13 protein-coding genes are annotated in these 21,040 nt (G+C 68.3%); 4 read left to right on the forward strand and 9 right to left on the reverse strand.

Translation table 11 applies throughout. From position 1 onward, the window contains the following. From Q376_RS0109270 to Q376_RS0109285, 4 genes are all read right to left on the reverse strand, one after another. Nucleotides 1-8,344: two-partner secretion domain-containing protein (locus tag Q376_RS0109270; protein ID WP_027350073.1), on the reverse strand; the 8,344-nt coding region annotated here is incomplete at its 3' end. Nucleotides 8,345-8,391: 47 nt separating this feature from the next. Further along, nucleotides 8,392-10,047 (reverse strand): ShlB/FhaC/HecB family hemolysin secretion/activation protein, encoded by a 1,656-nt coding sequence (locus tag Q376_RS0109275; RefSeq protein ID WP_052365105.1) that lies wholly within the window; start codon nucleotides 10,045-10,047, stop codon nucleotides 8,392-8,394. 239 nt (nucleotides 10,048-10,286) lie between these two features. Beyond that, a complete protein-coding gene (locus Q376_RS0109280; protein ID WP_027350075.1) occupies nucleotides 10,287-11,810 on the reverse strand; it encodes a YifB family Mg chelatase-like AAA ATPase in 1,524 nt (507 codons plus the stop codon). 384 nt (nucleotides 11,811-12,194) lie between these two features. Beyond that, entirely contained in the window at nucleotides 12,195-12,578 is a 384-nt protein-coding gene (locus tag Q376_RS0109285) for an accessory factor UbiK family protein (RefSeq protein ID WP_027350076.1), read from the reverse strand. 366 nt (nucleotides 12,579-12,944) lie between these two features. Between Q376_RS0109285 and Q376_RS0109290 the strand changes: the two genes are divergently transcribed. The 4 genes from Q376_RS0109290 (at nucleotide 12,945) to Q376_RS0109305 (ending at nucleotide 16,049) form a co-directional block, all read left to right on the forward strand. Next, the gene (locus Q376_RS0109290) at nucleotides 12,945-13,283 is read left to right on the forward strand and encodes a P-II family nitrogen regulator (protein WP_027350077.1); all 339 of its coding nucleotides are present in this window, start codon (nucleotides 12,945-12,947) and stop codon (nucleotides 13,281-13,283) included. A 109-nt stretch (nucleotides 13,284-13,392) separates the two neighbouring features. After that, complete coding sequence (locus Q376_RS0109295; protein WP_043447184.1) at nucleotides 13,393-14,664, forward strand: ammonium transporter; 1,272 nt, start codon at nucleotides 13,393-13,395, stop codon at nucleotides 14,662-14,664. Nucleotides 14,665-14,898: 234 nt separating this feature from the next. Continuing rightward, nucleotides 14,899-15,237, forward strand: coding sequence for a P-II family nitrogen regulator (locus Q376_RS0109300; RefSeq protein ID WP_027350079.1), 339 nt, complete (start codon nucleotides 14,899-14,901; stop codon nucleotides 15,235-15,237). A gap of 197 nt (nucleotides 15,238-15,434) precedes the next feature. Beyond that, complete coding sequence (locus Q376_RS0109305) at nucleotides 15,435-16,049, forward strand: trimeric intracellular cation channel family protein (protein ID WP_027350080.1); 615 nt, start codon at nucleotides 15,435-15,437, stop codon at nucleotides 16,047-16,049. A gap of 53 nt (nucleotides 16,050-16,102) precedes the next feature. Here Q376_RS0109305 and Q376_RS0109310 read toward each other — a convergent pair whose 3' ends face one another. From Q376_RS0109310 to Q376_RS22075, 5 genes are all read right to left on the reverse strand, one after another. After that, complete coding sequence (locus Q376_RS0109310) at nucleotides 16,103-16,879, reverse strand: ferredoxin--NADP reductase (RefSeq protein ID WP_027350081.1); 777 nt, start codon at nucleotides 16,877-16,879, stop codon at nucleotides 16,103-16,105. Between the two features lie 64 nt (nucleotides 16,880-16,943). Then, nucleotides 16,944-17,762 carry an ABC transporter ATP-binding protein gene (locus Q376_RS0109315; RefSeq protein ID WP_027350082.1) on the reverse strand — a complete coding sequence of 273 codons (819 nt, stop codon included), beginning with the start codon at nucleotides 17,760-17,762 and terminating at the stop codon, nucleotides 16,944-16,946. 32 nt (nucleotides 17,763-17,794) lie between these two features. Then, nucleotides 17,795-18,916, reverse strand: a complete 1,122-nt coding sequence (locus Q376_RS22070; protein WP_043447189.1) for a FecCD family ABC transporter permease — start codon at nucleotides 18,914-18,916, stop codon at nucleotides 17,795-17,797. A 43-nt stretch (nucleotides 18,917-18,959) separates the two neighbouring features. Next, nucleotides 18,960-19,967: a FecCD family ABC transporter permease gene (locus Q376_RS0109325; RefSeq protein WP_043447193.1), complete on the reverse strand. Its 1,008-nt coding sequence runs from the start codon at nucleotides 19,965-19,967 to the stop codon at nucleotides 18,960-18,962. Further along, nucleotides 19,964-20,938, reverse strand: a complete 975-nt coding sequence (locus tag Q376_RS22075) for an ABC transporter substrate-binding protein (protein ID WP_043447196.1) — start codon at nucleotides 20,936-20,938, stop codon at nucleotides 19,964-19,966. Before Q376_RS22075 ends, Q376_RS0109325 begins: the two co-directional genes overlap by 4 nt. Between the last annotated feature and the right edge of the window lie 102 nt (nucleotides 20,939-21,040).

Raw genomic sequence — 21,040 nt, forward strand, 5'->3', positions numbered from 1 at the left:
CGTGGATGTCGACGCGGGATGCATCGATCACCAGGTCCTGCCCGGCGCTCAGGCGAGCGTCGCCTTGGATGTCGAGACGGCTGCCGAGCACTTCGACGCTTTCGCGGCGCTCGGTGAGGTTGGGCTGGCGATTGACATCGAGGCGCGCGTCGGTGACCGCCTCGAGGCGCAGGTCACGCCCGGCGGCGAGCGTTGCATCTCCTCCCGAGGCGATCTCGGCGCGGTTGACCAGGTCTCCCCCGGCGCGCAGCTCGAGGCGTTCGCCGGCGACGATCCGGCCGCCGCCGTCGAGCGCGGTGAAGGCGTGGTCGCGGCTGCCAGCGACGATTGCCAGCCGGTCGTTGACGATATCGCCTTCGAGCGCGCGCAGGTCGACCTGAGCCGCGGATATCTCGCCGCCGATGGCGTTGCGGATGCTGTCGTTCGCCACCATCGAGACCCGCTCGCCGGCCTCGACCAAGCCCCCTTGGAGGATCGAGCCGCCGGCCGAGAGCGTGGTATCCCGCGCGGCCGTGAGCGTGCCGACGTTGATCAGCTCGCTGCCGCTGATCAGCTCGATGTCGCGCCCTTGCACCAATGCGCCGCCGCGCAGCGTGCGCGAGTCCAACTGGGCGAGGTAGAGCACCGGGACGAGTACCCACTGCCCCTCGACCTGCTGCCACTCGGGCCAGACGATGTCGTGGGTCAGCGCGGCGGTCTGGGCCGGGCTCAGGCTGACGCCGACGGTGAGTCCGAGCGGCTCGCTCGAGGCGATGGCGTTGTCGAACAGGTAGCGCAGCTGATCGGCTTCGCTGCCCAGGCGGTCGTCGACGAAGCGAGAGCCGGTAGCGGCCTGCACCGCACTGCCGACCAGCCGGCTTTCGTAGCGACCATCGCCCAGCAGCCGGTAGGCATCGTCATCGCTGTAGCCGAGCTTGTCGAGCAGGTAGTCGGAACCAAGGACGCCTTCGAGGCCGGTGAAGGCCGGATTCGACTCGATCAGGTAGCGGCTCTGCGGCGAGGGATTCTGGACGAACAGGCCGTACTCACCCTGGGGCAGGCGAAAATCCGGCTGCTCGACGGGTGCGATGCGCTCGAATGGCACATCGGCGTAGCTGGCCGGTGACAACGCCGGCGCCTCGGCCTCGAGGGGCTGAAGGGCTGCGGGAAGCTCACCATTCAGCGCTTGCCCTGCCGTCGCCCCCTCAGCGGGAGGCGGCGACGGGGCGGCAGCGCCATCGTTGCCGGCCAACTCGAGCCGCGCCCCTGCGTCGGCCGCCGGCGTCTCCGGGCCACCTTCCGTCCGCGCCAGCGCGTCGACCGCGCCGGCCACGCGCTGGGCGGCCACATCGCCCGCCTGCGTCCCAACACGCTCTATCGACCAGGCCGCGCGACTGGCCGAGCTCAGATCACCCGCTTCGCGCTGGCTCGCGCTCGCCGCCTGGGGCGCGAGGGTATAGCTCAATCGCGCGACCGGCTCCGCCACCGACGTATCGCCAAGCCGCCCTTCGAGCTGCGCCTGGACCTGTTCGTCGACCTGGCCGTTGACCAGCCGTTCGGCGGCGACCAGCGTTACCCGCTCGCCGGCCTGGATCGTCGAGGCGACGGTACCGGGGATCTCCTGGCGCGAGGTGACGTCGCTGACCAGGCTGTAGGTCCTGCCGGCGATGATTGCCGGCAGTGGCAGCGGCTCGCCCTGTTCGTCGAGGCCGCTGCGCGCGTTCCAGTCCTCGATATCGGCGTTACGCTGATCGGAGGAGCTCTGGACGTATCTGTCGTCGCCTGAGTCCCGGTAGCTCTGGTTGTGTTGGTATTCGCGCCGGCGCTGCTCGAGGAAGGCGGTGGGTCCGCCGTTGTCGATCTCGCGGGCACGGATGCTCAGGTCGCCTCCGGCGGCGACCAGACCAAGGGTGTTGCTGAACCGATCGGCGTCGATCGTGACCTCGCCGCCGCCCACCAGCCGCGCCAGCGGCGAATCGGCGACTACCTCCTGGCGCAGCGTGTCGTAGACGATCGGCTGGTAGTAATAGGAGGTTCCTACATACCTACGTTTGGGAGAACAGCCTCCTCTTTCGCCACAATTTTCGTAAAGCATCCGGTACCGATCGACCTGGGTCGCGGTGTAATCGATCCAGCTTCCTTCGCTGAAGCTCAGGGTCGAGAAACGATCGCGGGTGTTGATCACCTCATCCGCGGCGAGACGCAGATCGCCCTGGGCCTCGACGCTGCCCGAGCGGTTCTCGAACAGCCGCGCCCGGCCGCCCTGGTCATCGGCGGCGAAGTCGAAGCGGCCGAGGCTGAACAGGTCGGCGTAGCGGTTGGTCAGGCTGGCTGCGCGCAGGCGCATGTCGCCAGTGGAGAAGATCAGCGCGTCCGGCTGGTTGACGATCTCGCCCGCGCTCACCCGCAGCGTACCGCCGGCGCCGAGGGTGCCTTGGTTATCCAGCCGTGCGGCCTCGATCTCGAGCGCGCCGGTGGCAGTCAGCCGCCCACGGTTGTCGAGCGCCTGGGTCAGCTGGTAGCGGGCATCGCCGCCGCTGAGCAGGCGGCCACGCTGGTCGAGCGAGGTGGCGGAGAGCTCGAGCCCACTGCCGGCCGAGATCGTTCCGGCATTGACCAGCTTGCCCTGCAGCCGCAGGGTCATGCCCTGGTTGCTGGCCATTTCGCCTTGGTTGCCGAGGCTCACGGCCTCGACCTCGAGCGTACCGGCAGAGGCCAGCCGATCGCCGACGCCGAGCCCCAGCGCACCGAGCGAGGTCAGGCTCAGCGCGCGGTTGCCAGCCAGCCTGCCGAGCCCATCGACGTGCTGCGCACTCATTGCCAGCCCGCCGGTGCTTTCGAGCGTGCCACCGGCGCCTTGGAATTCACCCGCCTCGATCTCGGCCTGGCCCAAGCCGGCGTGGCGCAGAAGGCCCCCCTGGTTGCGCCAGCGCTGCGCCGCAAGCGTCAGGTTCTGGTTGGCGAAGGAGAGCTTGCCGTCGCGGTTATCGAGCACGCCCTCCACCCGCAGCCGGCTGTCTCCGTCGGTGCCGAGGGCGCGCAGCTCGCCTCCACGGTTGTCGAGCCCGTCGCTATCCAGCACCAGGCTGTCGACGGCTTCGATCAAGCCGCCGTCGCGGTTGTCGATGCCGGCCGCGCGCAGCAGTAGCGTATCTCCCGCCAGCTGGCCCGAGCGGTTGTCCAGCCGCTCGGCATCCAGCGCCAGCGCCCCCTGGGCGAGTATCCTGCCCCCCTGGTTGTCGAGGGAGGAGGTCTCCAGCGCCAATGGCCCGCTGAGCGCGGCGAGTTCGCCTTCGCGGTTGTCGAATTCGCCAAGCTCGAAGCTGCCCTGCCCGGCCTGGATGACCCCGGCGCGGTTGTCCAGCTCGGCGGCGCTGAGCTCGAGCGCCCCACCGTCGACCAGCAGCAGGCCACCGCGGTTATCGACGCGCCCCTCGGCGGCGATAAGCCGCATACCCCTTGCGCCAGCCAGTAGCCGGCCACCCTCGTCAACGCCCTCGTCAACGCCCTCGCCATCGTCCTCGACGCCGTTGTCGAGCAGTACCGCCTGCAGCGTGAGCCCCAGCGCGGCGAGCGCGCCGCCGCGGTTGTCGATCCGCGCGGCATCGAGCACCAAGTCGCCCTGGCGTACGTCGATGGTGCCACCGCGATTGTCGAGACTGCCTTGGACGCGGATCAGCGCCCCGGCGGCCTCGGCCAGCAGTGAGCCATCGCGGTTGTCGAGACTCGCGGTGTCGAGCGACAGCCGCTCGGCGATCACCGCGCCGCCCTGGTTGTCCAGATGAGCGCCGCTCAGGCTCAGCGCATGGGTCGATTGCAGCTTGCCGCCCTGGTTCGAGAGCGCGCCGTCGATGCGCAGTTCAGCCCCCTCGCTGCCACCGGCGACCAGCCCACCCTCGCCGTTGTCGAGCTCACCCGCGGTGAGTTCGAGCCGCTCGGCGAGCATCCGGCCACTGCGGTTGTCGATGGTGGCGGCGTTCAGAACTAGCTGGTCGGCGGCGAGGGTACCAGCGCCGTTGTCCAGCGCCCCGCCCATCGACAGCTCGGCGCGCTGCGCGGCCTGCAGCTGCCCGGCGCGGTTGCCGACTGCGCTTGCGATAGCGAGGGTCAAGTCGCCATCGGCGGCGACCACGGCGCCGTCCTGATTGTCGAGGCTCTCGGCGTCGAGACGCGTCTCGCCACCGACGAGCGAGCCCGCGCGGTTATTCACCACGCCCCCCTCGAAGCGCAGCCAATCGTCGCTCCACAGCCGCCCGCCTCGATTGTCGAGCCCACCGCTGGCGACCAGCGCGAGCTGCCGCGCGGCGATGTCGCCACCTTGGTTGTCGACCGTGCCGGCGCGGATCATCAGCGGCGCCTCCAGCGCCTGCACCACGCCTGCGCGGTTGGCGAGCGCCGAAGCCAAGGTCAGCGTTAGTTCGCCGCGGTCGGCGACGATCGTGCCACCGTCGCTGTTGTCGAGGGCGTCCGCATCTATCCTGCCCTCGGCGCCAAGCAGCACGCCGCCACGGTTGTCGACTCCCAGCGCGTCGAGACCCAGCAGCTCCCCGGCCTGGAGGCGCCCGCCGCGGTTGTCGAGCAAACCCTCGAGGCGCGCATCGAGATCGCCCTGGCGCGAGATCACGACCCCCTCGCGATTGACCAGCGAGGCGGCATTCGCCGCGATGCTGTCAGCGGAAATGCTGCCCTCCTGGTTGAGCAGCGCCAGCGCTTCGAGCTCAGCGGTCCCGCTCGCCTGCAGCCGCCCCTGGCGATTGTCGAAATCCCCGCTGGTCCGCAGCCGGAGCGAGCCTTCATCGGCGGCGATGGTACCGTTGCGGTTGTCGATCGACGCGCTGGCGTCGAGGCTGAGCCGCTTGCCGAGCAGCAGGCCGCCGCGGTTGTCGACGCCAGCGGCGGTGACCGCGAGCTCCTCGCCCGCCTGGAGGCGCCCGCCGGCGTTCGCCAAGGCCTCGTCGAGGGTCAACCGCAGCGATCCCGTGGTAGCGATGATCGAACCCGCTTCGGCGGCGAGTTCACCGTGCTGGTTGAGCAGCGTACGGGCGTCGATGCCGATGCGCGCGGCGCTGACACGGCCACCGCCGTTGTCGAGCCTATCCGCGCGGAGATCGATCGCCTCTGCCGCGCTGAGCGTGCCGTTCTGGTTATCGAGCGTTGCAGCCAGGGCGAGATCGAGCTTTCCGGCGGTAGCGCCGACGATGCCGTCGCGGTTATCGAGCGCCGCGGCGGACAGCTTAAGATCGCGAGCGACCAGCTGGCCGCCTGCGTTGTTCACCCGGCCGCTCGCCGCGAGCGACAGCACAGCCTGGGCGGCCTGCAGCCGGCCGTCGTGATTGTCGACCAGTTCGTCGAGAGTGATGCCCAGCTCGCCGCTCTCGGCACTGATCAGCCCAGCAGCGTTATCGAGCGTGTGTGCGTCGAGCACGACGTCGTCGGCGACCACCACCGCGTCGCGGTTGTCGAGATGTTGGGCAGCGAGGTCGAGCCGCTGCGCCGCCTGCAGCTGGCCACCCCGATTATCGAGCGTGCCGACCACCTGCAACCGGGCGCTGCCGCTGCGGGCGGCGATCAGGCCGCCGTCCTGGTTGCCGAGTTGGTCCGCATCGAGCGTGATCTCTTCGCCGACCAAGGTGCCGCCGGCATTCTCGAGCGTCCCGGCGGAGAGCGTCAGCTCTCCCTGGCGTGCGAGCAGGCGGCCGGCGCGATTGTCGAGATCCCCTCCGCTCAGCCGCAGCGTATCGCCGGCGATCACGCCCTGGCGGTTGGCCAGCGTGGCGGCTGAGAGCACCAGTTCGCCCTGGTCCGCCACCAGCAGCCCATCGTTATTGTCGATGGCCCTGCGCGCGGCGAGCGAGAGCGGTCCCTGGACGGCTTCGATCACCCCATCACGATTGCCGGAGAGCGCGCCCAGCTCGAGCGCGACGAGGTCGGCGATCAACGTGCCTGCGTTGTTGTCCAGCTGGTCGGCGGCAAGCTCGAGCCGCCGGGCCGCCTGCAGTTGGCCGGCCTGATTGTCGACCGTACCTGCCACCTGCAACCGGGCGTCGCCGGCAAGCGCGGCGATCAGGCCACCGTCGCGATTGCCGAGCCGGGTCGCGGAGAGCTCGACCTCATCGCCGGCCAGGGTGCCTCCAGCGTTGTCGAGCGCCGAAGCGGAGAGCGTCAGTTCGCCCTGGCGCGCGATCAGTGAGCCGCTGGTGTTGTCGACCGCCTCGTGCGCCGCGAGCTCGAGCGGGCCGGTGGACGCCTCGATGATCCCATCGCGGTTGCCGGAGAGCCGCCCCAAGGTCAGCGCCAGCCGTTCGGCGAGCACGATCCCTTCACTATTGTCCAGGCCGCCGGCGGTCAGCTCGAGCCGTTCGCCGGCCTGCAGCGTGCCTCCCTGGTTGGCGACCGTACCTGTCACTTCGAGACGCGCATCTCCCCTCCGCGCCACTACTAGACCGCCGTCGCCGCCCTCCCGCCGGTTGTCGAGCGACGCCGCGTGCAAGAAAAGAGTTTCACCGTTGAGCTCCCCGTCGCGGTTGTCGATCTCTCCCTCGGCGAATACCTGGAGCGCGTCCTGCGCTGCGATCCGCCCGGCCCGGTTGTCGAGCCCGGTCTCCACCTCCAGGCGCAGTCCACCCTGGTCGGCCACCAGCTGGCCATTGGCGTTATCGAGACTTTGCGCCGCCAGCGCCAGCTGCTGGCCGGCAATCACGCCGTCGCGGTTGTCGAGCCGCGCCGCCGAGACGCTGACTTCGCCCGTCGATGCCTGGATTCGCCCGCCCTGATTGTCGAGTGCCGCCGAGGTTTGCAGCACCAGCGGACCATCGCTCGCCGCCAGCACGCCACCGCGATTGCTCTCGAGCGCGCCCAGCGACGCCTCGAGCCGGGGCGCTGCGACCATCCCCCCCAGGTTGTCCAGGCGCTCGGCCTCCAGCGCCAGCGCGGTATCGGCGCGCAGCTGGCCTTCGCGGTTGTCCAACGCACCGGCATCGACCTTAAGCGTATCGGCGGCGATCACCCCGCGCTGGTTGTCCAGCGTCCCGGCGTCGAGCGAAAGAGCGCCACCGTCGACCAGCAGGCGGCCATCGCTGTTGTCGAGCCGCTCGAGCGCGAGCTCCACGTGCTGTCCCTGGGCGAACTGAAGCGCCCCGCCGGCATTGTCGAGACGGCGCGCCTCGATGTTCAGCGCACCGCTCGCCGCCAGCGTGCCCTGGTTGACCAGCGTCTCGGCACCGAGGGTCACCTGGTCGCCGCTGAGCTGCCCTTGGTTGACGAGTTCGTCCCCGGCGCGCGCATCGATCTGCGAGGCGAGCATGCTGCCACGCTGGGTGATCCGCTCACCGGCGGTGAGCGCGATGCCACCGCCCGCGCGCAGCGTGCCTTGGTTGCTTATCTGCCGCTCGGCCGAAAGGCGCAGGTCGGCCGCGCCGTCCAGGGTGCCGTCGACCTCGATACTTGCCGCATCGGCGGTGAGATCCCCCCGGCTCGAGGCGTTGGCCAGCGTCAGGCCGCCGGCCGCATCGATGCGCAGCTCACCCCCGCTGGCCGCCATGTCGCCGGCCAGGCGCACGCCGACCCCGGCCTCGGTACCGACCAGGCGAATGCTGTCGGCGTACATGCCCCCCAGCGCAGAGGCGTCGATGGCGAACTCCGGTGTCGCCCCCTGCGCGCCTTCGAGCGGCGTCGCCTCGAGCGTGCCGGCATCGACCTGATTGCGCCCGGTGACCACCTCCAGGCGCTTGGCATGCAAGGCGGCATTGAATTCAGCGGCACGGGTGACGATCGCGAAACGATCGACCCGGCTGGCGTCGAGCCCGAGCCCTTCGATTGCCACCTTTCCGGCATCGACGGAGAAACCGCTCAGCTCGCCCTGGTCGATCAGCGGTCGACCGGTCGACAGGGTCACCTGGGGCGTATTGATGAAACCGCAGCCGTCACAGACGATCCCGGAGGGGTTGGCGATCACCACCGCTGCGGCCTGCCCCGCGACCTCGGTGTAGCCGGCGAGCCGCGAGCCACCGCCGCCGGTGACCTCGTTGACGATCAACCGCGCCGCCGAGCCCTGCAGATTGGGGTTACCGACGATCAGGCCGGCCTGCTCGGTCGCCTGCCACTTGTCGGTGGCGTTGTTGAGAATCGCGCCTTCACGGCCGACATCGAAGGACTGGTAGCGGTTGTGCGAGAGCCCCCGCTCGTTCGGCGTAGCGATATCGACCACCGGGACGCCATTGGCAGCCTGGTCGATGCGGGTATTCTGGCCGCTGCCCGGCGCCACGACGATGCCATCGGCAAGCGCCGCGACGGGCTGCCAGACCAAGGCGTTGATCAGCACCACGGCGAGCAGCCGGGCCAAGGGAGAAGAAGCGGGGTCGCGCATGGCTCTCGTTCTCTGTAGCGGTTCGCGCCGAAGGGAGGGAGGGCGTTTCATAGCGTCAGGCCGAGCTCGAAGTAGATCGGGGTTTCACGCTGGGGCAGCGCTCTGGGGCGCTCGATCGACCGGGAGATGCCGAGCAGTGCCGAGAGCCGCTCGCCGCGCAGGCCGAACTCGAGCGCCGCGCCGCTCATCCTGCCGTGGAGTTCATCGTTGTAGCGGCCGTGACGGATCACCCCGAGGTCGTAGGCCAAAGTCACCTCGAAGAGATCGAAGACCCTTGGCACCGGGTTCAGCGGCTGCGACCAGGTCACCTGGTTACGCCAGTAGCCGCCGGTATCGCCGGGTAGCGACTGCTCGCTGAAGCCGCGCACCGAATCCTGGCCACCGAGGCTCAACCTGGCCGGACTGTAGAGAACGTCGGGGCTCCACTGCGCGTGGAGCAAGCCTAAGTAGCGCAGCGGCAAGCCGGCGACGCTGAACGGGCGCAGGTAGCTCAAGGTCAAGTTCGCCTTGTCGTAGCGGGCTTTCGGCGCGCCATCGGGACGGCCATCGTCATCGTCGGCACCGAACAGCCCGATACCGTGGGACCAGGCGACATCGCCGTTGAACAATCCACCGGCCAGCCTGCGCCCATGGTTGAGCCCCAGCCGCCACTCGCTGAGCACCCGGCTGCTGACGCCGATGCGCGTGCCGTCGATGTAGTTGCGCGTCGCCGTTCGCGAAAGCTGGGTCGACAACGAGGTCTTGCTGGTCTGGTCGCGGGCGATCAGACGCTCGGCACGCAGCAGATGGCGCTCGCTCTTGCCATCGAGGTCGAAGACGAAACCGTTGGCCTCGCCGCGGGTGGCGTAGGCGCTGTCGATATAGCGGTAGGCGAAGTTCCAGTAGCCATAGGGCAGGGAGTAGCCGACTTGGTTGCTGTCGGTATTGCGTTCGGCCCCTCGCGCCTGGCTGCGGCTCAGCTGGAGGTCGAACTGGTCGGCGAGGCCGAGTGGGTCGTCGAGCCACAGCCCGAGCCCCCACTGCTGGCGTCCGACCGAAGGCTGGCCGCCATTGTGGCGGGAGAGATGGATTCGCCAGGGGCGCCCAGGGTCGTCTTCCAGGACCACACGGCTACCGCCGACCCGCTCGCCAGGGCGAAGGGCCGCGGTCACTCGCCGGGAAGCCAGCCGGTTGAGCTGGTCCAGCGTTTGCTCGATGTCGCGCAGATTGAGCGCCTCGCCCAGCTCGAGCGGGCTGGCCATCGCGACCGAAGACGCCGGCAGGGTCGCGGGGCGATCGATGCCTTCGAGCCGCCCTTCGACCACCCTCACCACCAGCGCCTCATCGGTCTCCTGCACCGGCAGGTAGGCTCGCGTGGTGATGAAGCCTCGATCCAGGTAGTCGTTGGTGATGCTCGCCAGCAGCGCGTTGAGCGCCGCAGCGTCGAGGCACTTGCCGAGATGCTCGCGGCGCAGTGCCTCCAGGCGCTCGGCGGGCAGCCGCTCGCCGCCCTCCACCACCAGCCGCCGTACCGTCACGCAGCCCGAGCCGACCGCCGCCGGGGGCTGCTCCCGCAGGGTCGGGGCGGGCTGCAAGCGCTGCAGCCCATCGAGCCGCTGACGTTGATCCTCGATCAATCGCCGCTGGCCCTCGCGCTGCAGCTCCAGGTCGCTCGGCGTACTCGACTGCGCCCAGCAAAGCGGCGCGCCAAGCAGCAAAAGCAAGAGACCGCCCCATTTGCCCCGCACTCGCGGCGGGACAGCTACCGATAAGCCCATACGCACCGCCCATCCTGCCCAACATGCCGTACAGCGAAGCCGCCTCGACTTGACTATTCCGGCGATGCTCACGCTCTGCTCGGCACTAACATCGGCACGCACATGGATGAACTTGAGTTCTTGCCGATGCACTTTCGGACACGCCGTCGGCTCTCAATGGCGAAGAAGAGCAACGACCAAGCGCTTCATCGCTGGGCCTTGGCACCATCGCCGCGCAGCAGCCGGTCGAGCTGGCGATAGCCGAGCGCCTCCATCAGGTGCTCGCGGGTCAACCGCACGGAGGCCTGGAGATCGGCGATGGTCAAGGCGACGCGCAGCACCCGATGGTAAGTGCGGGTCGAGTGGCCGAGGCGTTCGAGGGCGTGGGCGAGCCAAGCGCGCTCGGCATCGCTGAGCGCGCAGGCCGCCTCCAGCTCACGGCTGCCCAACCGGGCGTTGAGTTCGCCTCGGCTGGCCTGGGATCGACGTGCGGCGACCACCCGCTCCCTCACCGAGGCCGAAGCCTCGCCGGGGCGCTGGCGAGCGAGCTCGTCGGCGGCGAGCGCGGCCATCTCCACCTGCAGGTCGATACGATCGAGCAGCGGCCCGGACAGCCGCGCTTGGTAGCGCTGGATCTGCGCGGCACTGCAGCGGCAGGCGCGGCGCGGATCACCCAGGTGCCCGCAGGGGCAGGGGTTCATCGCCGCGACCAGCTGAAACTCGGCGGGAAAGACCGCCTGCCGTGCGACACGGGCGATCGACACCGTGCCGCACTCGATCGGCTCGCGCAGCCCTTCGAGGGCACGGCGCTCGAACTCGGGCAATTCGTCGAGAAACAGCACGCCATGGTGGGCCAGGGTGATCTCGCCCGGCATCGGTTGCGAACCACCACCGATCAGCGCCCCGGGACTCGCCCCATGGTGGGGGGATCGAAATGGCCGTCGCCCCCACTCACCGAGCGGTGCCAGGCCACAGCGCGAGCGAATCATCGCGACCTCGAGACGGCGCTGCTGGTCGAGCGGTGGCAAGAGCCCCGGCAAGCGTGCGGCGAGCATGCTCTTGCCGGTGCCTGGAGGACCGGCGAAGAGCAGGTTGTGACCGCCCGCGGCGGCGATCTCCAGCGCCCTGCGCGCCTGGTGCTGGCCGCGGACCTCGCAAAGATCGGGCATCTCGGCGAGATCCAGCGCCGGCATGGTCGCCGGTCTTGGCAGCAAACGCTCGCGGCCATGCAGGTGGGCGACGACCTCCAGGAGGTGATCGGCGGCGATCACTTCGAGGCCTTCGACCAGCGCGGCTTCCTCGGCATCTTCGCTTGCCACCAGCAGGATCGCGCCGGCGCGATGAGCGGCCAATGCCGCGGGCAGCACCGCGCCGACGCCGCGCAGGCGGCCATCGAGGGCGAGCTCGCCCAGGCATTCGAGCCGCTCGACGCTCTCGGGCGGCAGCTGATTGGAAGCGACCAGGATGGCCAGCGCGATCGGCAAGTCGAAGCGACCACCCTCCTTGGGCAAATCGGCGGGGGCCAGGTTGAGGGTGATTCGCCGGGTCGGGTACTCGGCACCAGCATTGAGCAGTGCGCTGCGCACCCGCTCACGGCTCTCCTTCACCGCCGTCTCGGGCAGGCCGACGATCGCAAGCCCCGGCAACCCATTGGAAATATGGACCTCGACCTGCACCAAGGGAGCGTGCAGGCCGAGCAGTGCCCGACTGCGGACCACCGCCAGCGACATGGAGCCTCCAGGAAACGAGGAGTACGACGACTCGGTTCTGGTTGGATCGGCAGGCGCGGGCGATTTTTGACCCAGCGGACGATGCCGTGGGTAGCGATGGGGACGATCTGGGGTGTTCGATGACAACCCCTTGGGGATGAGGCGGAAAACACTGCACCACCATGGCGCAGCATAGCGACATCGGTTCCACCCGCGGGAGCCGACGGACGAGCACTGCCTCCGCTCATCGAAGGGAGGCCGTAGCGGTGCTTGCATGCAAGACCGAGGCGCCCCTCGCCACGCGAAACGCGCGCGGGGGCACGACGGCATTCAATGCCGATGAGTGGGCCGGCTGAAAATCACCCTATGCCCAATCATCGAGCGCGCAGCGATGGAGGACGCGGCTCAGGCGTCGCGTTCGGGGCTGTAGTCGCCCGCGTCGCCGGGCTTGCCCGGCTTGGCCTTGGGCTCGGTGGGCAGCGCCTTCGCCTCGGCTGCGGTTTCAGCCGCCCGCTGCTCGACCTCGGCCACGGTGCTGGGGACATCTTCACCCAGCCGCGCCTCGAGTGCGGCGAGCTGCTTCTCGAGCGCTTCGACCCGGGTGCGGGTGCGGGTCAGCACGTCCATCATGATGTCGAAATCTTCACGCGAGACCAGGTCCAGGCGGTCGAAGGCCCCCTTCATCGCCCCCTGCACGCTGCGCTGGATCTCCTCCGGCGCCTGGGAGACGCTCGAAAGCCGCTCCCCGATCTGCTGAGCCAGACGGCTGAATACATCGTTACGAGTCATGACATCTTCTCCGTTGCGAATAGAGAGCCGGCCGGCGACTCGGCTCGGTCGGCGCGAGCAGGCTTGCATCCAAGGATACGCGACCGCGGCGTCGAACGCGCGATCCTAAGCCCCACCAACCTCCTCACCCTAAGGAAAGCGCGCTCTCCGGCAGACAAAGACCCAAACTGGTGCACATGCCCCAGGGCGATCAATAGATTGACCCAAAACAGTTCATAGATGACGAGCCCGACCAGTCCACGCTCTCTTCGGCACCCGCAGAAAAATCTTAACGGCATGATAAATAAGACATATATCAACATATGGCATGATGTCTGCCCCGCCTCATTCAATTACCTGGAGCGTCGAGCGAGGAGTACGCACCGAATGAAATTGATCACAGCCATCATCAAGCCATTCAAACTCGATGACGTGCGCGAAGCGCTCGCGGACAATGGCGTGCAGGGCATCACCGTGACCGAGGTCAAGGGCTTCGGCCGCCAGAAGGGACACACCGAGCTCTATCGCGGGGCTGAATACGTGGTCGACTTCCTGCCCAAGGTGAAAGTCGAAGTCGCGGTCGACGATGCTCAGGCGGCAGCGGTACTCGATGCGATTCGCGATGCGGCGAACAGTCACAAGATCGGCGACGGCAAGCTGTTCGTCACCGAGCTCGAGGATGTGATCAGGATTCGCACCGGAGAGCGCGGCGCGGACGCGATTTGAGCCCGCGAGCCCCGGTGCCCGTAGCACTCGGCTCGCCCTCGGCGGCCGCACACGCACCACCACAAAAATAAGATCGACCTGATTAAAAGACGACCAAAGGGAACCAAAAATGAATGAAGCAGCGGATTTGGCGAATCAGGTGACGGAGATCGCCTACGCCATCGATACTTTCTACTTCCTGATCTGCGGTGTGCTGGTGATGTGGATGGCCGGGGGCTTCGCGATGCTCGAGGCCGGTCTGGTCCGGGCGAAGAACACCACTGAGATCCTGACCAAGAACATCATCCTATTCGCGGTCTCCTGCGTGATGTACCTGCTGTTCAGCTACCACCTGATGTACTCCAGCGCAGAGGGCGGGATCTTCCCGAGCTTCGGTTGGCTGATCGGTGCGGAGAACGACCTGGGCGACGTACTCGCCGGTGGCGAGGATGCACCCTACTACTCGGCCCGTGCGGACTTCTTCTTCCAAGTGGTGTTCGTCGCCACCGCGATGTCGATCATCTCCGGCGCGGTCGCCGAGCGCATGAAGCTGTGGTCGTTCGTGGTCTTCGCGGTGTTCATGACCGGCATCATCTACCCGACCTCCGGCTACTGGACCTGGGGTGGCGGCTGGCTCGACGCGGTCGGCTACTCCGACTACGCCGGTTCCGGCATCGTCCACATGGCCGGTGCCAGCGCCGCCCTGGCGGGTGTACTGGTACTCGGCGCGCGTAAGGGCAAGTACGGCAAGAACGGCGCGATCAACGCGATCCCCGGTGCCAACCTGCCGCTCGCCACGCTCGGGGCGATCATCCTGTGGATGGGTTGGTTCGGCTTCAACGGCGGCTCCGAACTCAAGCTCTCGGACGTCGCATCCGCCAACAACATGGCCCAGGTACTGGTCAACACCAATACCGCCGCGGCCGGCGGCGTCATCGCCGCACTGCTGCTCTCCAAGATCCTGTTCCGCAAGGCGGACCTGACCATGGCGCTGAACGGCGCGCTGGGCGGCCTGGTCTCGATCACTGCCGACCCGCTCTCCCCCGCGGCCTTCACCGCCACGGTGATCGGCGCGATCGGCGGCATCATCGTGGTGTTCTCCATCATCACCCTGGACAAGCTCAAGATCGACGATCCGGTCGGTGCGATCTCGGTCCACGGCGTTGCCGGCTTCTGGGGCGTGATGGTGGTTCCGTTCACCAATGCTGACGCGAGCTTCGGCGCCCAGCTGATCGGCGGCGTATCGATCTTCCTCTGGGTCTTCCTCGCTAGTCTGGTCGTCTGGCTGGCGATCAAGGCGATCATGGGCATCCGTGTCACCGAAGAGGAAGAGTTCGCCGGCGTGGACGTCACCGAGTGCGGGATGGAAGCCTATCCGGAGTTCGTCCAAGGCTCGAAGTAAGGCGCGACTACGCCCATTGGCGGGCATCCTGTTCGGATGCCCGCTCGATTTATCAGGCTCGGGCCCAGGGCGCTTGGTGAAGAATCGTCGGACCTATATGCTTGAGGGCACGACAATAGGCGCCATGGCGAAAGTCGAACGGACACCCGCCCTGGAGCGTAACGCTCGCCGGCACAGCCCACTCGATGGCGCAGCGACCGACGTAATCACAAGGACAGCCGAGGAACACTGACGATGAAACTGGTATCCGCGATCATCAAACCCTTCAAGCTCGACGATGTGCGCGAGGCACTGTCGGAAATCGGTATCCAGGGGATCACCGTGACCGAGGTCAAGGGATTCGGCCGTCAGAAGGGCCATACCGAGCTCTACCGCGGCGCTGAATACGTGGTCGATTTCCTGCCCAAGGTGAAGCTCGAGGCAGCCGTGGACGACCCGATGGTCGACCAAGTGATCGAGGCGATCACCTCGGTGGCCAACACAGGCAAGATCGGCGACGGCAAGATCTTCGTCTCGCCGCTCGAGCAAGTCATCCGCATCCGTACCGGAGAAACCGGCAAGGACGCGGTCTAACCGACTTCACCGGCGCTGGACGGCCCTCGGCCAAGCGCTTTGCAACGACGAGGCCCGGTCATCGACCGGGCCTCGTCACGTCTGCGCGATAAGATGGCCGAGCAGGGTATCGGCGTGGCAGGATCGCCGGGAATGCGGGATGCGAATATGAGGAGTGCATCGCCCGCCCCGAGCCATTGGGAGGAAGGAAGCCTGGAATGTTATTCGCGCTCTACCTGATCGCGATCAGCGCCGAGGCGATGAGCGCCGCGCTCGCCTCCAGACGCAGCCGCATCGACCTGTTCGGCGTCGCGGTCATCGGCTCGATCGCAGGCCTCGGCGGAGGCACCCTGCGCGATGTGCTGCTCGGCCAGTATCCGTTGACCTGGGTCGCTCGCCCCTGGCTGCTGCTGGTCACCGCGGGCTCCGCGCTGGTCGCCGCGCTGGTCGCCTCGCGCCTGCAACGGCTGCGGACCACCTTCCTGCTGCTCGATGCGATGGGACTGGTCGTCTTCACCTTGATCGGCAACCGCATCGCCCTGGATCTCGGCCACTCGGGCTGGACAGCGGCGATCTTCGGCCTGATCACCGGCTGTGCAGGCGGTGTACTGCGCGATGTACTGTGCAACGAGGTGCCGCTGCTGCTGCGCCGCGAGCTCTACGCCAGCATTTCCGTGATCGTCTCGGCGCTGTATCTGGCCTGCCTCGCGCTCGACCTGCCATCGACCCTCGCCACCCTGCTGGCGCTCGCGGTGGGCCTGACGCTGCGGATGCTCACGGTACGCTTCAACTGGCATCTGCCCACGCTCGAAGCGCCTGGCGACGAGCGCTGAGCCACACCTGGCGTCTCAGCACCGGGCGATAACGCGACCGCCCAGGGCGAGCGCTACTTCTCGACGAAGGCGCGCTCGATCACGTAGTCGCCCGGCTCGCCCATCCGCGGCGAGATCCGGAAGCCGAGCTCGTCGAGCACTTGGGAGGTCTCGTCGAGCATCGCCGGGCTGCCGCAGATCATCGCCCGGTCCAGCGCGGGGTCGAGCGGCGCAAGGCCTATGTCCGCGGCGAGCTTGCCGCTGCGGATGTGCTCGGTGAGCCGGCCACGGGTATGGAACTCCTCGCGGGTCACGGTCGGGTAGTAGATCAGCTTGTCGCGGATCTCCTCGCCCAGGTACTCGTGCTCGGGCAGCTCCCGGGTGATGAAGTCGTGGTAGGCGAGTTCGCTGACCCAGCGCACGCCGTGCACCAGAATGACCTTGTCGAAGCGCTCGAGCACCTCAGGGTCCTGGATCAGGCTCATGAACGGCGCGAGCCCGGTGCCGGTGGCGAGCAGGTAGAGATGGCGCCCCTCGCGCAGGTCGTCGAGCACCAGGGTGCCGGTCGGCTTGCGGCTGACCAGCAGCTCGTCACCGACTTCGAGGTGCTGGAGCCGGGAGGTCAGCGGGCCGTCCGGCACCTTGATCGAGAAGAACTCGAGATGATCCAGGTAGTTGGGGCTTGCGATCGAATAGGCTCTCACCAGCGGGCGGCCATCGACCTCGAGCCCGATCATCACGAACTGGCCGTTCTTGAACCGCAGCCCGCGCTCGCGGGTGCAGGTGAAGCTGAACAGCGTGTCGTTCCAATGGTGGACGCTGAGCACGCGTTCGGTGGAAAACTTGCTCACTAAAGCTGCCTCTCTCGCGTCATCGCACGACGCAGGTTGCAAAACGAATCGTCTACCGCTGCGGTCAGCTCCGGCAGCGGCGAATCTCGGTCAAAATCGGGCTGTTCGACAGTGGGTCGATCACCAGTCGGCAATCGATACCATAGAGCTCGCGCACGAGCTCAGGGGTGACCACCTCTGTCGGCGTACCCTCGGCGACGATGCGCCCGTCCAGCATCGCCACCAGGTGATCGGCGTAGCGACAGGCGCTGACCAGGTCATGGACCACCATCACCACGGTCTTGCCGCCCTCCTCGGAGAGCGAACGGATCAGCTCGAAGACCTCGATCTGGTGACCGAGATCGAGCGCCGACGTCGGCTCGTCCAGCAGCAGGAGCGGCGTGGTCTGCGCGATCGCCATGGCGAGCCAGGCACGCTGGCGCTGCCCGCCGGACATCGACTCCAGCGGCCGGTCGGCCAGTTCGACCAGATCGGCTGCGCGGATCGCTGCGTCGAGCACACGCTGGTCCTCTTCGGACCACTGGCGCAGCCAGCCCTGATGGGGTTGGCGTCCGAACTGGACCAATTCGAGCACGGTGAGCCCATCCGGGGCATTGGCCTCCTGCGGCAGCAGCGCGAGCCGGCGGGCGACATCGCGCGGCGCCAGCGAGTAGATCGGCTCACCGTCGAGCAGTATGACCCCGGCGCTGGGCGCGTGAAGCCGGGCGAGCCCCGCGAGCAGGGTGGACTTGCCGCAGCCGTTGGGACCGACGATCGCGGTCACCTTACCCTCCGGCAGGCGCAGGTCGAGCCGCTCGATGACCCGCCGATGACCGTAGTCCATCGCGATGCCGCTCGCCTCGAGGGTCGCGCGCTGGGCGCGGTCATGTTCGAACTCACTCATCTTCCAGCTTCCGTCATTGCACGCCGCATCGCTCAGAGCGCACGCGGCGAGTCACCGCGCAGCAGGATCCAGATCAGATAGGGACCGCCAACGAGCGCGGTGACGATGCCGACCGGCACCTCGACCGGCGCGAGCAGGGTGCGCCCGAGCAGATCGGCCAGCGCCATCAGTATCGCCCCGGCGAGCGCTGCATTGAGCACGGGAACCGATCGATGGCTAGAAAGCCGGCGGGCGAGCTCCGGCCCGATCAGGGCGATCATGCCCACGGGGCCCGCCACCGCTACCGCGAGCGCGGCGCAAATCACCGCCAGGGCCAAAGCGAACAGGCGCAGCCGGGCTACCCGGACTCCCCAGCCGAGCGCCACCGGCTCAGCGAAGCGCAGGCTCGAAAGCCCGCGCGTACTCGCCATCGCCAGCGGCAGGCAGACGGCGAGCCCGATCCACAGCATGGTCTGGGCCCCCGCGCCGCTGCCATTGAGGCTGCCGACGGTCCAGGGAAAGGCGGCATTGGCCGCGTCGATACTGGTCCGGGCGAGCATCAGGTTGGTCAGCGCACCGAACACCGCGCCGATACCGACCCCGACGATGATGAAGCGATAGCCGCGCACACCCACCCCACCGGCCAGGGCGAAGGTCAGGGCGGTCGCGGTGACCGCCCCCACGAGCGCCAGCATCGGCGGTGCGAAACTCATCGGCAGAGCGACGATCGACGCCACCGCGAAGGCGGTCGCGCCGTTGTTGATCCCAATGATATCGGGCATCGCCAGGCGATTGCGAGTCAGCGTCTGCAACAGGCAGCCGGAAAGCGCGAAACCAGCGCCGCTCGCCAACGCGGCGCCCAGCCGGCCGAGGCGCAGCTCGCGTACCAGGTAGATATCGAGCGGGTCGCCACTGCCGAACAGCGCCGCGATCACCCGCTGCGGGGCGAGTGGCATCGAGCCGATCGAGAGAGAAGCGATGAACACCATCATCAGGCCGAGCAGCAGCCAGGCAAGGCCGAGCAGCGAGCGACGCGGCAGCAGCAGGCTATGGCCGCGCCAGCGCAGCAGCCAGGCGTCGCGCGGCGAGAGATCCGACCGCGACGTCCCGCCGGGGCCGGGCCCAGGCCCTTGGCGTCGATTCGCCCCGGCACGCGCGCCGAGCCGCTGCATCATGCCACTCTCCTCGGGGACGTCGACTCGCCCCAGCCTGAAATGCTCACAGTCTCGGCAGCCGGTGGGCGCGAACCACGGCGACCAGCACGGGAGCGCCGATCACCGCGGTCACCACGCCGAGCGGCAGTTCCGAGGGGCGGACCAGCAGCCGGGCCACCACGTCGGCGGCCAGCAGCACCGCGGGGCCGAGCAGCACGCAAAGCGGCAGCGTGCGGCGGATGTCCGGCCCCACCAGCGCCCGCGCCAGCACGGGCACCACCAGGCCGAAGAAGGCGATCGGCCCGGCCAAAGCCACGGCCACACCGCTGAGCAGCGCGACCGCCAGCAGCGTCAGCCAGCGCGTCAGCCGTGGACGATGGCCGAGCCCGCTGGCGACGCGCTCGCCGAGTGCCAGCGCGGCCAGCGGACGGCTCAGGTAGGCGACCAGGAGGACACCGAGCAGCAGCGGCGCGGCGACCCCCAGCAGCTCCCCGTAGCCGCGCCCCGCCAGCGCTCCGATGGTCCAGAAACGAATCTCATCGGCGCTGCGCTGATCGACCAGCAGCACCAATGAAACCAGCGCGGTGAGTACGCCCTTGAGCGCGGCGCCGGCGAGTATCAGCCGGATCGGGTCATCACCCACCCCGCGCAGCCGGGCGGCGGCGAGCACCAGCGCACAGCCGCACATCGCGCCGAGCACCGCGACCCATACCTGCAGGGTGGTCACACTGGCGCCGAGCAGGATGGCGATGACCACCGCGGTGGTCGATGCGGCGCTGACCCCGAGCAGGTCGGGCTCGGCGAGCGGATTGCGGGTCACCGTCTGCAGCAGGTTGCCGGCCACGCCGAGCGCGGCACCGACGACGATACCGACACAGCTGCGCGGCAGGCGAAGCTCGGTGACGACGAAGCCAACGTTGCCATCGTCGTCACCGAGCGCCCAACGCAGCACCTGCAGCGGGGTGACGTCGCCGGCCCCCAATGCAAGGCTGGCGCACAGGGCAACCCCCAGCGCCAGCAGAGAAAACCCCAGACCTCGCGTGAACCTCACGCTGCCTGTAGCGGCACTCATTGCGCCGCGATATCGGCCGCTGGTTCACCGAGCATTTTCTCTTCGACCTGGTCGAGAATCCGTTCAGCGGCGAGCGGTCCGGCGGCGCTGGTCCACAGCTGGCCATCGACCGTCAGCACGTGGCCGTTCCTGACCGCCTCGAGCCGCTGGAAGGCGGGCTGGCGCTGTGCCGCGGCCAAGGCATCGCGCCCCTCCGCATTGAGGGTCGCGAGCAGCAGCCAGTCACCGTCGGCACGGCCGAGGTTCTCGAGGCTGAGCATGTCGGTGTGCGGCCGGGAGGTCAGCGTCCGGGCGATCTCCGGCGCGACGAAGCCCAGGCGCCGGAGCAGGTCGCCGGCGAAGACCTTGTCCGACATCACGATCGGCCCCTGCGGATTCCAGCGCATCAGCGTCACCCTCACATCCCCCTCGGGGCTGAGTTGCTGGCGCAGCCGTTCGATGCGCTGGTCGAGCGCTTCGAACACCGCCTCGATCCGGTCGTGCCGGCCGAGCGCGTCGGCGAACAGCTCGCTTTCCTTGCGCCAGTAGTCGTCGCCGAAGGGGCGCTCGGCGTCGTGCTTGGGCACGACGGTCGGCGCGATGCGGCTGAGCCGCTGGTAGTCGGCATCGGCGAGGAAGGGGCTGGCGAGGATCAAGTCCGGTCGCTGGCGCAGCACCTCTTCGAGATTGATCTCCCGCGGGCCGCCGACGATCGCCACCCCTTGGGCGCGATCGGCGATGTAGTCGGCCACATCGGTGCCGCCGCGAGTGGCCACCGCGCCGAGCGGCTCGACCCCGACCGCGAGCGTGGTATCGAGCGCCGCTTCGTAGAGCGTCACCACCCGCTGCGGGTCGGCCGGCACCTGTATCTCGCCATGGGCGGTGTCGAGCGTGCGCGATTGCCCGTCGGCCGCCAGCGCCTGCCCGGTGAAGAGCAGCATGATCGGGACGAGGATGGCCGCAGTGAAGCGCCCGAGGGGACGAGCGAGCATGGAAGCTCCTTTGCACTGACTGACTCGCCCCGCCGACGCCCGCGCCGAATGGCGGCACGAGCATGGCGAGGCGGAGGAGGAAAAGTGACTGACGATGAGCCC

Origin of the sequence: Halotalea alkalilenta DSM 17697, from assembly GCF_000621205.1 — a bacterium.
In the GTDB taxonomy this organism is placed as follows: Bacteria; Pseudomonadota; Gammaproteobacteria; order Pseudomonadales; family Halomonadaceae; genus Halotalea; species Halotalea alkalilenta.

What these genes read in the sequence shown, in the direction of transcription:
- Q376_RS0109280 (WP_027350075.1), bottom strand. Translation starts at nt 11,810, where the DNA reads ATGTCGCTGGCGGTGGTCCGCAGTCGGGCACTGCTCGGCCTGCACGCT.
- Q376_RS0109285 (WP_027350076.1), bottom strand. Translation starts at nt 12,578, where the DNA reads ATGACTCGTAACGATGTATTCAGCCGTCTGGCTCAGCAGATCGGGGAG.
- Q376_RS0109290 (WP_027350077.1), top strand. Translation starts at nt 12,945, where the DNA reads ATGAAATTGATCACAGCCATCATCAAGCCATTCAAACTCGATGACGTG.
- Q376_RS0109295 (WP_043447184.1), top strand. Translation starts at nt 13,393, where the DNA reads ATGAATGAAGCAGCGGATTTGGCGAATCAGGTGACGGAGATCGCCTAC.
- Q376_RS0109300 (WP_027350079.1), top strand. Translation starts at nt 14,899, where the DNA reads ATGAAACTGGTATCCGCGATCATCAAACCCTTCAAGCTCGACGATGTG.
- Q376_RS0109305 (WP_027350080.1), top strand. Translation starts at nt 15,435, where the DNA reads ATGTTATTCGCGCTCTACCTGATCGCGATCAGCGCCGAGGCGATGAGC.
- Q376_RS0109315 (WP_027350082.1), bottom strand. Translation starts at nt 17,762, where the DNA reads ATGAGTGAGTTCGAACATGACCGCGCCCAGCGCGCGACCCTCGAGGCG.
- Q376_RS22070 (WP_043447189.1), bottom strand. Translation starts at nt 18,916, where the DNA reads ATGATGCAGCGGCTCGGCGCGCGTGCCGGGGCGAATCGACGCCAAGGG.
- Q376_RS0109325 (WP_043447193.1), bottom strand. Translation starts at nt 19,967, where the DNA reads ATGAGTGCCGCTACAGGCAGCGTGAGGTTCACGCGAGGTCTGGGGTTT.
- Q376_RS22075 (WP_043447196.1), bottom strand. Translation starts at nt 20,938, where the DNA reads ATGCTCGCTCGTCCCCTCGGGCGCTTCACTGCGGCCATCCTCGTCCCG.